Annotated in this window: 14 protein-coding genes and 6 tRNA genes; 1 reads left to right on the forward strand and 19 read right to left on the reverse strand. The window is 73.5% G+C overall.

The window, feature by feature from the left end:
* Nucleotides 1–74: 74 nt before the first annotated feature.
* Nucleotides 75–156: transfer RNA gene (locus A2CP1_RS17625), tRNA-Leu, on the reverse strand.
* Nucleotides 157–219: 63 nt separating this feature from the next.
* Here A2CP1_RS17625 and A2CP1_RS17630 point away from each other — a divergent pair.
* Nucleotides 220–627 (forward strand): hypothetical protein, encoded by a 408-nt coding sequence (locus tag A2CP1_RS17630; protein WP_015934625.1) that lies wholly within the window; start codon nucleotides 220–222, stop codon nucleotides 625–627.
* Here the strand turns inward: A2CP1_RS17630 and A2CP1_RS17635 are convergent.
* From A2CP1_RS17635 to A2CP1_RS17720, 18 genes are all read right to left on the reverse strand, one after another.
* Nucleotides 624–2,312 carry an ArnT family glycosyltransferase gene (locus A2CP1_RS17635; protein ID WP_015934626.1) on the reverse strand — a complete coding sequence of 563 codons (1,689 nt, stop codon included), beginning with the start codon at nucleotides 2,310–2,312 and terminating at the stop codon, nucleotides 624–626. The two genes, A2CP1_RS17630 and A2CP1_RS17635, sit on opposite strands and share 4 nt — an antisense overlap.
* A complete protein-coding gene (locus A2CP1_RS17640) occupies nucleotides 2,309–2,950 on the reverse strand; it encodes a lipid-A-disaccharide synthase N-terminal domain-containing protein (RefSeq protein ID WP_015934627.1) in 642 nt (213 codons plus the stop codon). The genes A2CP1_RS17635 and A2CP1_RS17640 overlap by 4 nt, the downstream gene beginning before the upstream one ends.
* Complete coding sequence (locus A2CP1_RS17645; RefSeq protein WP_015934628.1) at nucleotides 2,947–3,660, reverse strand: glycosyltransferase family 2 protein; 714 nt, start codon at nucleotides 3,658–3,660, stop codon at nucleotides 2,947–2,949. Before A2CP1_RS17645 ends, A2CP1_RS17640 begins: the two co-directional genes overlap by 4 nt.
* 28 nt (nucleotides 3,661–3,688) lie before the next feature.
* The gene (locus A2CP1_RS17650; RefSeq protein ID WP_015934629.1) at nucleotides 3,689–4,432 is read right to left on the reverse strand and encodes a hypothetical protein; all 744 of its coding nucleotides are present in this window, start codon (nucleotides 4,430–4,432) and stop codon (nucleotides 3,689–3,691) included.
* Nucleotides 4,433–4,611: 179 nt separating this feature from the next.
* Nucleotides 4,612–4,684, reverse strand: a tRNA-Lys gene (locus A2CP1_RS17655).
* Nucleotides 4,685–4,932: 248 nt separating this feature from the next.
* Nucleotides 4,933–5,006: transfer RNA gene (locus A2CP1_RS17660), tRNA-Arg, on the reverse strand.
* A gap of 142 nt (nucleotides 5,007–5,148) precedes the next feature.
* Nucleotides 5,149–5,221, reverse strand: a tRNA-His gene (locus A2CP1_RS17665).
* An 18-nt stretch (nucleotides 5,222–5,239) separates the two neighbouring features.
* A tRNA-Arg gene (locus tag A2CP1_RS17670) sits at nucleotides 5,240–5,313 on the reverse strand.
* Nucleotides 5,314–5,447: 134 nt separating this feature from the next.
* Nucleotides 5,448–5,521 (reverse strand) — tRNA-Pro (locus A2CP1_RS17675).
* Nucleotides 5,522–5,597: 76 nt separating this feature from the next.
* Nucleotides 5,598–6,317, reverse strand: coding sequence for a non-canonical purine NTP pyrophosphatase (locus A2CP1_RS17680; RefSeq protein ID WP_015934630.1), 720 nt, complete (start codon nucleotides 6,315–6,317; stop codon nucleotides 5,598–5,600).
* On the reverse strand, nucleotides 6,314–7,033 hold the full coding sequence (gene rph, locus A2CP1_RS17685) for a ribonuclease PH (RefSeq protein WP_012527429.1): 720 nt from the start codon (nucleotides 7,031–7,033) through the stop codon (nucleotides 6,314–6,316). Before rph ends, A2CP1_RS17680 begins: the two co-directional genes overlap by 4 nt.
* 65 nt (nucleotides 7,034–7,098) lie before the next feature.
* The gene (locus tag A2CP1_RS17690) at nucleotides 7,099–7,848 is read right to left on the reverse strand and encodes an N-acetylmuramoyl-L-alanine amidase family protein (RefSeq protein WP_012527430.1); all 750 of its coding nucleotides are present in this window, start codon (nucleotides 7,846–7,848) and stop codon (nucleotides 7,099–7,101) included.
* Nucleotides 7,849–7,869: 21 nt separating this feature from the next.
* Nucleotides 7,870–8,925, reverse strand: a complete 1,056-nt coding sequence (gene selD, locus A2CP1_RS17695; protein WP_081444553.1) for a selenide, water dikinase SelD — start codon at nucleotides 8,923–8,925, stop codon at nucleotides 7,870–7,872.
* 186 nt (nucleotides 8,926–9,111) lie between these two features.
* Nucleotides 9,112–9,816: a tetratricopeptide repeat protein gene (locus A2CP1_RS17700; protein ID WP_015934632.1), complete on the reverse strand. Its 705-nt coding sequence runs from the start codon at nucleotides 9,814–9,816 to the stop codon at nucleotides 9,112–9,114.
* 88 nt (nucleotides 9,817–9,904) lie between these two features.
* Nucleotides 9,905–10,720, reverse strand: a complete 816-nt coding sequence (locus tag A2CP1_RS17705) for a hypothetical protein (RefSeq protein ID WP_015934633.1) — start codon at nucleotides 10,718–10,720, stop codon at nucleotides 9,905–9,907.
* On the reverse strand, nucleotides 10,704–11,492 hold the full coding sequence (locus A2CP1_RS17710; protein ID WP_015934634.1) for an outer membrane protein assembly factor BamD: 789 nt from the start codon (nucleotides 11,490–11,492) through the stop codon (nucleotides 10,704–10,706). Before A2CP1_RS17710 ends, A2CP1_RS17705 begins: the two co-directional genes overlap by 17 nt.
* A gap of 60 nt (nucleotides 11,493–11,552) precedes the next feature.
* Nucleotides 11,553–12,059 carry a regulatory protein RecX gene (locus tag A2CP1_RS17715; protein ID WP_015934635.1) on the reverse strand — a complete coding sequence of 169 codons (507 nt, stop codon included), beginning with the start codon at nucleotides 12,057–12,059 and terminating at the stop codon, nucleotides 11,553–11,555.
* Nucleotides 12,060–12,070: 11 nt separating this feature from the next.
* Nucleotides 12,071–13,354 (reverse strand): type IV pilus twitching motility protein PilT, encoded by a 1,284-nt coding sequence (locus tag A2CP1_RS17720; protein WP_015934636.1) that lies wholly within the window; start codon nucleotides 13,352–13,354, stop codon nucleotides 12,071–12,073.
* Nucleotides 13,355–13,406: the final 52 nt, after the last annotated feature.

The following is a 13,406-nucleotide window of genomic DNA, read 5'->3' on the forward strand; positions in this document are numbered from 1 at the left end:
TCGACCTTTGCGGGTGTGTGGGCGGGGAAATCGGCTAGTGCTACGTGCCCGCCGGTGGCGGGTCAAGGGTGAAGTGGGCGGGGAGGGGCTCGAACCCTCATGCCTTGCGGCACTGGATCCTAAGTCCAGCGCGTCTGCCAGTTCCGCCACCCGCCCCCGGGCGCCTCTTTACCATGCTCGCGAGGACGGGGAGCCGCGTCCTGTAGTACACAGAAACGCGTGGAGTCGCACCACGACCACGCCCCCGACGACCCCTGCCTGCCCGCCTGCCCGGGCTGGGCGCAGGGCGCGCTCGAGTTGTTCGCGCCGCAGCGGCGCTACGGCGAGATGCTCGAGGCCTGCCGCAACGCCTCGGCCATCGAGTGCGTGATCGTGGCGCCGGCCGCGCCGGCGGTGGAGATCCCCGAGTACCTCCACGAGGAGGAGCTGGTCCGCGTGAACCTGGTCGTCGGCCGGGACACGCCGGAGGTGCTCCTCGACGAATGGGGGATCCGCTGCAACCTGACGTTCCGCGGGCGCCGCTTCGACTGCGCGTTCCCGTGGCCCTCGGTGCTGGCGGGGATCCTCAAGCCACCCGAGCGCAAGCGGCCCCGCTTCGGCGTCATCCAGGGCGGCAAGAAGGACTAGCGCCCCCCGGCCTCCCTCGGCCGGAGCACCACCACGTGGTTCCGGAGCGCGCCGCCGCCCCAGCGGGCGTCCACCGCGCCGTCGTACACGCCCAGGTCCTCGACCCGGAAGCGCCGCGCCAGCTCCGGCGCGAGCACCCGGTCCGGCGGCTCCGAGGTCATGAGCAGCAGCGGCGGCGCCACGGGCGGCTCGGGCCGCTCGCGCGGATCCCAGGCGTGGATCTCGCGCCCGCTCGCCCAGATCACCTCGATGAACTTGCCGGTCACGTCGCCGGCGCGGAAGAACGGCACGCCGGCGAGGTCGGCCCGGTGGCGGAGCTCGCCGTAGGGCCGGTAGCCGGGGTTGCGCGTGATGATGGCCGGCACCTGGCCGAGCACCAGCACGCAGGCCGCGGCCACCATCCCCACCATCCCGCCCCACATCGCCAGCGGCCGGAGGCGGAGCCCGGCGTGCGCGAGCAGCGCCGCCAGCGCCCAGAACACCGCCGCCGCCGCCGCGAGCAGCGGCCACCCGGGGCTGGCGCCGCGGGCGCGGAGCGCGAGCCACAGCGCAGGCGGGACCGCGGCGGCGATCGCCGCCATGAGCCAGGCGTTCGCCCGGACGAGGGCGCGATCGGCGCGGGTCTCGGCGCCGGCCCGGAACGCGTCGGCCAGCGCGCGCACGTAGACCGCGGTGAGGAGCGCCATGGGCACCAGCACCGGGAGCAGGTAGCGCTCCTTCTTCTCCGGGAAGAGCGACAGGAGCCCCACGCCGGCCCAGATCCAGGCGGCGAGCAGCCGGTAGTCGGCGAGCCGCGCCACGCGGCGGCGCGCGTACGGGAACACCAGCGCGGCGGTGGCGAGCACCGCCCACACGCCCGACTGTGCGGTGAAGCTCCAGTATTGCCAGAACGGCCGCACGTTCCGGTTGATCCAGGCGGTGGACTCCTTCTGCGCGACGTGCGCGGAGGCCTCGGGCCGGGCCAGCCAGGCGTAGGCCGGCCACGCCGCGCTCGCGGCGAGCGCGACGACGATCGTGAGGAGCAGCGGGCGCCAGGCGGCGCGGTACGGCGCCACGCCGGACGAGAGCGTCCGCGCCACCAGGTACGGGAGCAGGAGCGAGAAGAAGGAGACCGGGCCCTTCGAGAGGAAGGAGAGGCCCATGAGCAGGCCGGCGGCGGCGAAGCTCGCGAGCCGGCCGGCGGGGCGCGCCAGGCCGCGGTGCAGCTGCCAGATCGCGCCCAGCATGAACGCGTGGCAGAAGATGTCCCAGGTGATGTCCCGGGCCATGAAGAACACGTAGAACGAGGTGGCGGCGGTGCCGGCGGCGAGGAACGGAGCGAGCCGGTCGCCGGTGAGCTCGCGCGCCAGCAGCCACGCGAACGCGACCAGCAGCGCGCCGGCCAGCGCGGCGGGCAGGCGCAGCCGCCCGAGGTCCTCCTCGCCGAACGCGTCCATGGCGACGGCGGTGGCCCAGGTCGGCAGCGGTGGCTTCTCCAGCCGCGGCTCCCCGTTCATGGTGGGCAGCAGCCAGTTGCCCTTCTCGAGCATCTCGCGCGCGGCGGTGAGGTTGCGCGACTCCATGATGTTCGCGGTGAGCGCGCCCGCGTTCACCACGAACGTGCAGGCGCAGAGCGCGGCGAGCAGCAGGAGCTGGACCCTCCCGCCCAGGCCGGGCGGGCCGGCGCGACCGGGCGCGGCGCTCATGCGGCGGGGTGGCGCCGGGCGCGCAGGCCCAGCACCAGGTTGCGGGAGTAGGCCACCGCGCCGCCGGCCTGCCCGAAGAACAGCACCGGATCGCGGCGGAACACGGAATACACCAGGATCATCGTGGAGCCGACCAGGCTCACCACCCAGAAGCCGTTCGAGAACACCGACTCCTTGCGCGACTCGGAGTCGATCCACTGCATCACGAAGCGGAACGTGAACACCACCTGGCCCACCGAGCCCCACACCTTGAGCCAGAGCGGGATCTCCACGTTGCCGAGGATGTCGCGCAGGTTGCCGGGCGCGCTGGAGACGAGGTACGCGACGCTCAGCACCGGGACCAGGTAGGCGGCCCACCGGAACGGCGCGCTCACGGTCATCCACCGCTGCTGCAGGTGCAGGTTCCGGATGTAGATGAAGTAGACGATGAGCTGCCCGAGGACGATGGCGAAGTCCTTGCGCAGGATCCCGTAGACGAAGAACAGGATCCCGCCGAGCAGGCTGAGCTGCCAGAAGACCACCGGGGAGATGGGCTTGCCGGCCTTCTCGGAGTGGAACCACTGCACCAGCATCCTGGCGGCGAACAGGATCTGGGCGGTGAACCCGACGGCGAAGATCCAGAGGTGGCTCGCGGTCATCCCTTTTTCGCGATCTCGTAGCGGATGTAGCGGCTCCGCATCCAGCGGTAGGCGAACAGGTCGGCGGTGGGGCCGAGCAGCCGGTTCCAGAGGTGGTACTTCGACTCGCCGGCGACGCGCGGGAAGTGGCGCACCGGCACCTCCTTCACCTTGCCGCCGTCGAGCTGCACCAGCGCCGGGAGGAAGCGGTGCATCCCCTTGAAGAACGGGATGCGGCGGGCCACGTCGGCGCGGATCACCTTGAGCGGGCAGCCGGTGTCGCTGGCGCCGTCGTGGGTGAACGAGCGCCGGATGGCGTTGGCGATCCGCGAGGACAGCTTCTTCACCAGCGTGTCCTTGCGCTTCACCCGGACCCCGGTGACGAGCTCGTACTCGGCCGCGAACGGCATGAGCAGGTCGAAGTCGTCGGGCGAGGTCTGCAGGTCGGAGTCGATGTAGCCGGCCCAGCGCGTCTCCACGTGATCGAAGCCGGCCTTGAGCGCGGCGCTCAGGCCGGAGTTGCGCGCCAGGTGGACGAAGTGGAAGCGCGGGTCCGCGGCGCAGAGCGCCTCGATCATCTGGCCGCTGCGGTCGCGCGAGCCGTCGTTCACGAACAGGATCTGCGCCGGCGTGGAGGTGCGGTCGAGGTACGCGGTCAGCTCGCGACCGACGCGCTCGAGGTTGTCCTCCTCGTCGAAGACCGGGACGATGACGGTGAGCGTGGGATCCATGGGCCTCGGCTTCCGGGGACGGGGCGGGCTACCGGCGATCGGCCGAGGCGCGCGCGCCCGGCTCCCCCGCGGGCGCGGCGGCCTCGCCGGGGCGGGCGGCCGGGCCGCGGATGGCGGCGGCGTTGAGGGGGAAGAGCAGGATCATCGCGAACAGCCAGGTGGCGCCGAACTCGAGCAGCTCGTCCCGCTCGCGCGACGGCACCAGCGCGATGAACGCGAACGTCGCCACCACCGCGATCACCTGCCGGACGCGGGGCACGGGCACGGCCCACGCGTCCACCAGCCGCGCGAACGCCGCCCGGCGGCGGTACGCCCAGGGGAGCACCAGCAGGAACAGCGCGGCGGCGACCGTGAAGAGCTGGGAGAAGACCAGCTTGTTCACCTTCACGCTGCCGACCACGAGGTTGTGGAGGTTCGTCTCGTGCTGCGCGTTGTGGCTCTGGAAGAACTCGGGGCTCTGGATGCCGAGGAGGCGCTGGCCCCAGCTGATCTCCTCGCCCGCCGCGAAGAAGCAGAGCAGCGTGAGGCCGATCCAGGTGAGGCGGTGGAGGCCCGGCTTGCCCGCGCCCGGACGGCGCGCGGTGACCGCGGCGACGCCGGCGCCGACCAGCAGCGCGATGGCGGTGGCCCACTCGATGGGGCCGTCCTCCACGGCGTAGACCTGCTCGAACCAGTGCACGTCCACGATCGCCGCCGCCAGGCCGACCAGCAGGCCCACGGCGACGAAGGCGTAGACGGCGAGCTCCATGGGGTGACGCTTGTCGGTGTCCACGTGCGAATCCTGCTGCGAGGGTGAGGGGCGGGCGCGCCGCCCTGCCGCAGCGCGCCGGATACTACGTCGGCCCCCTGCCCGGATCCACGTCGGCGGGGCCCGGGGCCCGGCGGCGCGAGGGCCGCTGCGAGGCATGCCCCGGATAGACGAAAACCCCTGGGGTCGCCAGGGGTTTCGAGTGAGCGCGGAAGGAATCGAACCTTCAACCTATGGATTAAGAGTCCATTGCTCTGCCAGTTGAGCTACGCGCCCGATGCATCTCGGGATGGCCGAGGGGCGCCGTATTAGCAGCGTCCCGGTGGGCTGTCAACGACCTCCGGCGCGATCATCGCGCCGCCTTTTCAGCACGCCCGGAGGGATTCGAACCCCCGGGCATTCGGACCCGGGGGCTTCGCACGAACGTGGCCGACGACGGGTCGTACCGCGACGCTGCGCCCCCGGACCCCCGCCGCGCTCCGGCGCGGCCTCCTCCGGCCGCGCCTGCGCGCCGAACGATGCAGCGCGCCCGGAGGGATTCGAACCCCCGACCCGCGGCTTAGAAGGCCGCTGCTCTATCCAACTGAGCTACGGGCGCGTACGTCGAAGGTTACCTCGCCCGCGATCGGGAGGATCTACGGGGGCCAGTGACGGCCCCCGGGCCCCCGGCCAACTGAGCTACGGGCGCGTACGTCGAAGGTTACTCTGCCCGCGGGTCGTGGGCGTCGGGCGAAAAAGTGGGTGAGTAAAGGGGCTCGAACCCTTAACCCCCGGATCCACAGTCCAGTGCTCTACCGATTGAGCTATACTCACCGTAAATCATCATCTCAGCGCGCCCGGAGGGAATCGAACCCCCGACCTGCGGCTTCGAAGGCCGACGCTCTATCCAACTGAGCTACGGGCGCGAAACTTCGAAACGCGACCTTGCCCGCGACCCGGAGGATCTACGGGGGCCAGTATTGGCCCCCGGGCCCCCGGCCAACTGAGCTACGGGCGCATGAGGGAGCCGCACCCGGCCATCACCATTGCTGTCAAAGAGTCGGGGCGGCCGGATTCGGACCGGCGACCTCCTGCGCCCAAGGCAGGCGCGCTACCAGGCTGCGCTACGCCCCGGAACACCTGCGGTGGCGCCGAGCGCCCCTGAGCCGATCCGAGAACGCCCGTCTCTAGCCGACCCGCCGCCGTCCCGTCAAGCGCCGCGAGCGGCGAGCGTGGCGAGCAACGGGCGCAGCCTGCGGAAAGCCTCACCTCGGTGGGAGAGGGCGTCCTTCTCCTCCGGCGTGAGCTCGGCCATGGTCCGCCCGCGGGTCCCCTCCCCGGCCTGGAGCTCCGCGGTCGGGATGAACAGCGGGTCGTACCCGAAGCCGCCGTCCCCCCGGCGCGCGCGGCCGATGCGCCCGGAGCACGTCCCGGTGACGGTTCCGACCAGCGTCCCGTCCGGCCGGGCGAGCGCCAGCACCGCCTCGTAGCGCGCGGCACGGCGCGGGTCGGGGAGCCCGGACAGCGCTGCCAGCAGCTTGTCGTTGTTCCGCTCGTCGCGGGCGGCCCGCCCCGCCACCGGCCCCAGCTCCAGCTCGGCCACGCCCGCCAGCTCGCACACCGGGCTGGCCGGCCCGTCCGGCTCGAGATCGGACCAGCGGGCGGAGCGCACCCCGGGCGCCCCGCCCAGCGCGTCCACGCACAGGCCGGAGTCGTCGGCGAGCGCGTGCAGCCCCGACCAGCGCGCCCAGGCGATCGCCTTCTTCTCGGCGTTCGCCTGGAACGTCGCCCCGTCCTCCACCACCTCGGGCAGCGGCCGGCCCAGGTCGTCGGGCGAGACCACCCGCACCGCCAGGCCCGCCACCAGCCGGCGCAGCTCGCGCAGCTTCCCGGGGTTCGTGGTGCCGAACAGCAGATCCACGGGGCTCACGGCGTGCGAAGCGCCGCCTCCTGGAGCTCCTTCAGGCGCGACAGGCCGGCCAGCGCGGCGTCGAGCATCCGATCCAGCTCGGCGCGCGGGAACGGCTTGCCCTCGGCGGTGCCCTGGACCTCGACCAGCGCGCCGTCGCCGGTCGCGACCACGTTCATGTCCACCTCGGCGGTGGAGTCCTCGTCGTAGTCGAGGTCGAGGTGCACCTGCCCCGCGACGATCCCCACCGACACCGCCGCCACGCTGCGCTTCACCGGGTCCTGCGCGAGCTGCCGGCGCTTCTGGATCCCGCGCACCGCCTGGACGAGCGCCACGTAGGCGCCGGTGATGGCGGCGGTGCGGGTGCCGCCGTCGGCCTGGATCACGTCGCAGTCGAGCGTCACGGTGCGCGGCCCGATGGCGCGCAGATCCACCGCGGCGCGCAGCGCCCGCCCGACCAGCCGCTGGATCTCGAGGGTGCGCCCGGTCTGCTTCCCGCGGGCCGCCTCGCGCTGCATGCGCTCGTGCGTGGAGCGCGGCAGCATGCCGTACTCGGCGGTGACCCAGCCCGCGCCGGTGCCGTACACGTGCGGCGGGACCTTCTCGTCCACCGAGGCGGTGCACAGCACGTGGGTGTCGCCGAAGCGAACCAGGCAGGAGCCCTCCGCGTGCTTGGAGACGCGGGGCTCGAGGAGGATGGGGCGGAGGTCGAGCTCGCCGCGGCCGTTCTTTCGCATGGCGGCGGGATTAGCACGGGCGCGCCGGGCGCGCCACGCCCACGGGGCGTCCCGGACGGCGGGGGCTAGCGGCTCGCCCGGACCGTCTGGGCGCGGTAGGCGGCGATCCCCTCGACGATGGCGCCCGCCACCTGCTCCTGGTAGGCCGCGCTGCGCAGCCGGTCGCCCTCGGCCGGGTGCGAGATGAACCCGACCTCCAGCAGCACCGCCGGCATGCGCGCCCCGGCGAGCACGTAGAACGGGGCCTGCTTCACGCCGCGGTCCTCCGCCCCGAGCGCCTGGACCAGCCGCTCCTGCACCGCGTACGCGAGGCGGGACGACTGCTGCAGCGCCGCGGTGTCCTCGAGGTCGCTCAGGATGGCGGCGACCGGATCCGACGGGTCCAGCTCGGGCTCGCCGGCCAGCCGGTCGGCGTTCTCGCGGGCCGCCACCGCCGTGGCGGAGGCGTCGCTCGCGTCGGCCGACAGGAAGTACGTCTCGATGCCGTGGGAGGCGCGGCGCGCCTCGGCGGTGGGCATCGAGTTCAGGTGGATGGAGACGAACAGGTCGGCGCGGATCGCGTTCGCGAGCGCGGCGCGCGCGGCGAGCGGCACCGAGGCGTCGGCGGCGCGGGTGAGCACGGCCTTCGCGCCGAGGCGCTTCAGCCGGGCCGCCACGCGCCGGGCGATCTGGAGCGTCAGCTCCTTCTCGCGGTCGCCGCGCGGCGAGACCGCCCCCTCCTGCTCGCCGCCGTGGCCGGGATCGATCACGGCGACGAAGCTCGGCCCCCGGGTGGCGGAGAGCGCGATCAGCGCGGCGGCGAGGTGCGCGAGCACGGCCGCGGATTGTAGCAGAGGCTAGGGGACGAGCTCGATCCGCGGCGGGTCGCCGGGGAGCACCTCTCCCACCTCCACCGCCGCTACGCCGGCCGCCCGGAGCGCCTCGAGCACCGCGCCGGCCCGGGCGGCGTCCACCGCCGCGAGCAGCCCGCCGTTGGTCTGCGCGTCGGCGAGCACCGCCGGGAGCGCCTCCGCCACCCCGGGCGCCACCCGCAGCGCGGGCTCCACCCAGGCCAGGTTCGCCTTCGAGCCGCCCGGCAGCACGTCCTTCGCGGCGAGGTCGAGCACGCCCGGGAGGACCGGCACCGCGCCCGCGTGGAGCCGGAGCGCGACGCCCGAGCCCTCCGCCATCTCCCAGGCGTGGCCGAGCAGGCCGAAACCGGTGACGTCGGTGAGCGCGCGCACGGCGCCGCTCTCCGCCAGCACCTCGCCGGCGGCGCGGTTCAGCGCGGACATGACCTCGACGGCCGCGTCGATCATCGGGGCCGGCGCGATGCCGCGCTTGATGGCGGTGGTGATGATGCCGGAGCCGAGCGGCTTGGTGAGGAGCAGGCGGTCTCCCGGCCGGGCGCCCACGTTGCGGAGGACGCGGTCCGGGTGGACGAGGCCGGTCACGGCCATGCCGTACTTGGGCTCGGGGTCGTCGATGCTGTGGCCACCGACCACCGGCGCGCCCGCGAGCCGGGCGGTCTCGGCGCCGCCGCGCAGCACCTCGCCCAGCATCTCCATGGGCAGGGTCTTCACCGGCCAGGCGACCAGGTTCAGCGCGAACAGCGGCCGCGCGCCCATGGCCCATATGTCGGAGAACGCGTTCGCCGCGCCGATGCGGCCGAACCAGTACGGGTCGTCCACCACCGGCGTGAAGAAGTCCACCGTCTCGACCACCGCGCGCTCGGCGTCGAGCGCGTACACGGCCGCGTCGTCGCGGGTCGAGTGGCCGACCAGCACCCTGGGATCGTCGACGGCCGGGAGGCGGCGCAGGACCTGCGCCAGATCCGCTGGGCGGATCTTGCAGGCTCAACCCGCCCCGTGGCTCAGGCTGGTCAGCCGCACCGTCTTGTCCGCCTCGCTCATGGTTTGGGACATATCGTCCCCGGCGGCCCGCGGCAACGCCGCCGAGCGAAGGCCCGTTCGCGCGGCGCAGCTGCGCCCGCGGGGACCTCGCGCGCACCCGCGTCAGCGGGCGCGCGAGGTCACGGGACCCGCGCAGCAAGGTGGGGCCGCGCGGAGCTCCGCTCCGTGGGGCGGGGCGCAGCCCCGTTACGATTGCCCGGCCGCGAGCTGGAGGTACATCTCGGCGTTGCGGTTGCCGGGAGAGATCTCCAGCACCCGCTGCCAGTGCCCCACCGCCTCGTCCTTGCGACCCACCGTGAATAGCGAGAGGCCCAGGTTGAGGCGCGCGAGCACGTAGCTCGGGGCCTGCCGGACCGCCTCCTCGTACTCGGCGATGGCCGCCTCGCGCTCCCCGGCGTCGCGCAGCGCGCCGGCCAGCTTCGCGCGGATGTCCACGAACGCCGGCCCCAGCGCGAGCGCCCGCCGGTACTCGGCGATCGCCTCGGCGTACAGGCCGGAGGAGAGGTACACGTCGCCGATGTCGGCGTACATGTTCGCGAGCTTGCCCTGCACGAAGCGATCGAGCTTGCCGTGCTGCGCGCCCGAGCGCGACAGCGCGTGGCGGTACGTCTCCTGCGCCTCGCGGTACTTGCCGGTGTCGTTGTACGTGACGGCGAGGTTCAGCGCCGCGTCGGTGTAGCCGGGGTTGATCCGGAGCGCCGCCTCGAAGGCGCGCAGCGCTTTCTGGTACTGCCCCTGGTCGTGGTAGATGACGCCGAGCATGTTGTACACGTCGGCGAACGACTGGTTCTGCTCGACGACCTCGGTCAGGTACTGCTCGGCGAGCCCGTAGTCCTTCTTGAGGTAGTAGCCGCGTCCGAGCGCGAGGGCCTGCTTCAAGGTGTCTTCCATGGTCGGGGCCTCCCGGCGCGCGAGTCTACACCAGACCGCGGCGCGCCCCGAGCGGCCGTTCACCGGCCGCGCGCGCCGCGCGGGACGCTCACAGCCCGTCCACGAACCGCCAGCGCTCGCCCTCGCGCGCGAGCACGTAGCGCGCGCGGCGGCGCTCCGCGGCGCGACCCTCCCGGACCAGCTCGTAGTCCTCGCCCACCTCGGCGCGGTCGCGCTCCACCCGGATCTGCCAGGCCGAGATCCGGACCCGCGCGCCCGCCGCGGCGGCGAGCTCGGCGCGGAGCCGCGCCCCCAGCGCCGCGGGGTCGCCGGCGTGGGCCTCGGCGACCAGCCGCTCCAGCGCGGCCGCGTCCGCCGCGTTCCAGGCGTCCTCGCGGCGGAACAGCGCCGTGAGCACGCCCCGCAGGCCGGCGAACTGCTGCCCGTCGCCGCACCAGAGCGCGATCGAGCAGCGGGTCATCGCGAACGCCTCGCGGCCGACGTAGGAGACCTCGGCGTGCTCGTCGCGCCAGGTCACCCGGCCATCCGCCTCCACGATGGCCAGCACCGAGGCGCGGTCGCCGTCCACCTGCACCGCCACCTCGGCGAAGCGGACCGGGACCAGCTCGGCGGTGCCGCCCGACTTGAAGCCGTAGACGTCGTTCAGGTGCGCGCGCTCCTGGTGGCGGAGCGCCTCGCGCACCTGCGTCTCCGGGCTGGCGGCGGAGATGGCGAGGTCGGCGCCGGCGATCCGGTCCCAGTAGCGCCACAGCAGCAGCGCCGCCACGGCGGCGAGCGCCAGCGGGACGAGGTAGGGGGCGCCGACCTTCGCGGCGCGGGCGCGCCGGCGGGCGGCGCGGGAGCCGGGGGAGAACGGCGGGGGACGCGCCGGCGGCGGCGCGGGCGGCTCAGCGGATCGAGGCAAGGAGCTTCTCGGCCTCGGCCCGTCGCGCGTCGCCCGGGTGCTTCACGATGAGCGTCTGGAGCGCCTTCCGGGCGCGGTGCTTCTCGTCCATCTTCAGGCAGGCGCTGGCGAGCTTCCAGAGCGCCTCGGGCTCGTGGGTCGAGCCCGGGTACTTGTCCACCAGCGTCTCGTACCGGCCCGCGGCGCCCGCCCAGCGCGAGCGCTTGTAGTAGTACTCGGCCACGTACCACTCGCGCGCCGCCAGCCGGGTCTGGGCCTCGGCCAGCACCTTCTTCGCGTCCGCCAGGTACTTCGACTGGGTCCGGGTCTGGACGAAGTCGGTCAGCACCTGCACCGCCTTCTCCGCCTGCCGCTGGTCCTTCTCCGACGCCGGCGGGAACAGCGCGAAGTCGCCGGGCGCGTCCTTGAAGTAGGCGAGGCCGGAGCGGTACTCCGCGTAGTCCACGTCCTCGTGGGTGGGGTGGAGCTGGACGAACTGCTTGTAGGCCTCGGCGGCCTCCAGGTACCGGTCCTGCTTGAACTTCACGTCGGCGAGGCGCAGCTCGGACAGCGCCGCGAACTTCGAGAACGGGTACTTCGTCTTCACGAACTCGAAGAACTTCACCGCCTCGGTGAAGTTGTCCGCCTTCAGCTCGTCCATGCCGGCCTGGTAGTTCTCCTCGGGCGTCTTCCCGAGCTTCAGGCCGCCGGTGAAGGTGGTGTGCTTGGTGCCGCACGCCGCGAGGGCCACGGCGGCGGACAGGGCGGCGGCGAGGGCGAGGTTCCGGCGCATGGGGCCCGGAAGATAGCAGAGGCCCGGCCGGCGCGCAGTCGTTCCGGGGACCGCCCGGGTTCAGCCGTCCTGGTCCTCGTAGACCCCGAGGGCCCGGGCCACCACCGCCCCGGAGAAGCCGCGCCCGAGCAGGAAGCGCGACAGGCGGCGGCGCCCGGCCGCGTCGAGGTCCGCGAGCGGCCGCCCCCGCGCCCGGCGCTCCGCCAGCGCGCGGCACAGCACCAGCTCGGCGGCGCGGGGATCCTCCCCCGCCTCCCCGGCCAGCGCCGCGGCCACGGCCCCCCGCGCCTCGCCCGCACCGATCCCCTCCCCCACCAGCCGGCGCTCGGCCATCCGCGGCCCGAGCCTGCCGCCCGCGACCAGCGAGCGCGCCCGGGCCCGGGCGTAGGCGGCGTCGTCGAGGTAGCCCAGCCGGCGCAGCCAGGCCACGGTCTCGTCCGCCTCGGCCTCCAGGCCGTCGCGCGCCAGGCGCGCGCGGACCTGCGCCTCGGTGCGCATGCGGGACGCGAGCTGGCGGAGCGCGATCGCCTTGGCGCGCGCGAGCGGTGGCTGCCCGGGGGGCGGCACGGGGCGCGGCGCTAGAAGCGCTCGATCTGGAAGTCGTCGTCCGGCCCGCCCTGGCCGCCGGCGCGGGGCGCGGCGGGGGGCCGGGGAGCGGCGCCGGGCGCGAGCCGCCCGAGCGGCGCGCCGGGCGCGGGGCGGGGCGCGGCGGGCTGCCCGGGCGCCGGCGCGCGGGCCGCGGGGCCCGCCTCGGCCGGCTTCTCGAAGGAGTCCCACTTCGAGTCGGAGGTGCCGCTCACGCCCGAGACGCGCAGCGCGAAGTCGTCCGGGTTGGTGGCCTGCCGGAGCGCCTCCTCGTAGCTGATGAGGCTCGAGCGGAGCAGCGCCATGAGCGACTGATCGAACGTCTGCATCCCGTAGGTGGTGTGGCCCTGCGAGATGGCGTCGGTGATCTCCTTCGTCCGGTCCTTGTCCTCGATGAGCTCGCGGACGCGCCCCGTCGCGAGCAGCACCTCGATGGCCGGCACGCGCCCCTTCCCGTCGGCGCGCGGCACCAGGCGCTGCGAGATCACCGCCTTCAGCACCGAGCCGAGCTGCAGGCGGACCTGCTTCTGCTGGTACGGCGGGAACGCGGAGATGATGCGGTTGATGGTCTCGGTCGCGTCGAGCGTGTGCAGGGTGGACATCACCAGGTGGCCGGTCTCGGCCGCGGTGAGCGCGGTCTCGATGGTCTCGAGGTCGCGCATCTCGCCCACCAGGATGACGTCGGGGTCCTGCCGGAGCGCGCTCTTCAGCGCCTGCCCGAAGCTCATCGTGTCCACCCCGACCTCGCGCTGGTTCACGATCGAGCGCTTGTCGCGGATGAGGAACTCGATGGGATCCTCGATGGTCATGATGTGGCAGGTCTCGGTCGCGTTGATGTGGTCGATCATCGCCGCGAGCGTGGTGGACTTGCCGGAGCCGGTCGTGCCGGTGACGAGCACCAGGCCGCGCTGCTCGCCCGCGACCTTCTCCAGGATCTTGGGCAGCATGAGCTGCTCGATGCTCTGGATGCGGAACGGGATGACGCGGAGCACCACGCCGAGCGTGCCGCGCTGCTGGAAGACGTTCACGCGGAAGCGGCCGAGGCCGGGCACGCCGTAGGCGAGGTCCACCTCGTTCGTCTGCTTGAACTTCTCCTTCTGGTACTCGTTCATGATCCCGAAGCCCATCCGCGCGATCTCCTCGGGCGGCAGGCGGCGGGCGTCCTTCAGCGGCACCAGCGAGCCGTCGACGCGGAACATCGGCGGGAGGCCCGCCTTCAGGTGGATGTCCGAGGCGCCGGCGCGGAGCGCGACCTGCAGGATCTCGTTGAGTTCCATCGCGGTGCCGAGGGTAACATTCGTGATCCGGCGGATCCAATCGGACGGACCC

It is taken from the genome of Anaeromyxobacter dehalogenans 2CP-1 (assembly GCF_000022145.1).
GTDB lineage: Bacteria > Myxococcota > Myxococcia > Myxococcales > Anaeromyxobacteraceae > Anaeromyxobacter > Anaeromyxobacter dehalogenans.

Excerpts from the sequence above, each read along its gene's own strand:
- A2CP1_RS17720 (WP_015934636.1), bottom strand. The coding sequence starts at position 13,354 with ATGGAACTCAACGAGATCCTGCAGGTCGCGCTCCGCGCCGGCGCCTCG.
- A2CP1_RS17640 (WP_015934627.1), bottom strand. The coding sequence starts at position 2,950 with ATGACCGCGAGCCACCTCTGGATCTTCGCCGTCGGGTTCACCGCCCAG.
- A2CP1_RS17700 (WP_015934632.1), bottom strand. The coding sequence starts at position 9,816 with ATGGAAGACACCTTGAAGCAGGCCCTCGCGCTCGGACGCGGCTACTAC.
- rph (WP_012527429.1), bottom strand. The coding sequence starts at position 7,033 with ATGCGAAAGAACGGCCGCGGCGAGCTCGACCTCCGCCCCATCCTCCTC.
- A2CP1_RS17645 (WP_015934628.1), bottom strand. The coding sequence starts at position 3,660 with ATGGATCCCACGCTCACCGTCATCGTCCCGGTCTTCGACGAGGAGGAC.
- A2CP1_RS17710 (WP_015934634.1), bottom strand. The coding sequence starts at position 11,492 with ATGCGCCGGAACCTCGCCCTCGCCGCCGCCCTGTCCGCCGCCGTGGCC.
- A2CP1_RS17635 (WP_015934626.1), bottom strand. The coding sequence starts at position 2,312 with ATGAGCGCCGCGCCCGGTCGCGCCGGCCCGCCCGGCCTGGGCGGGAGG.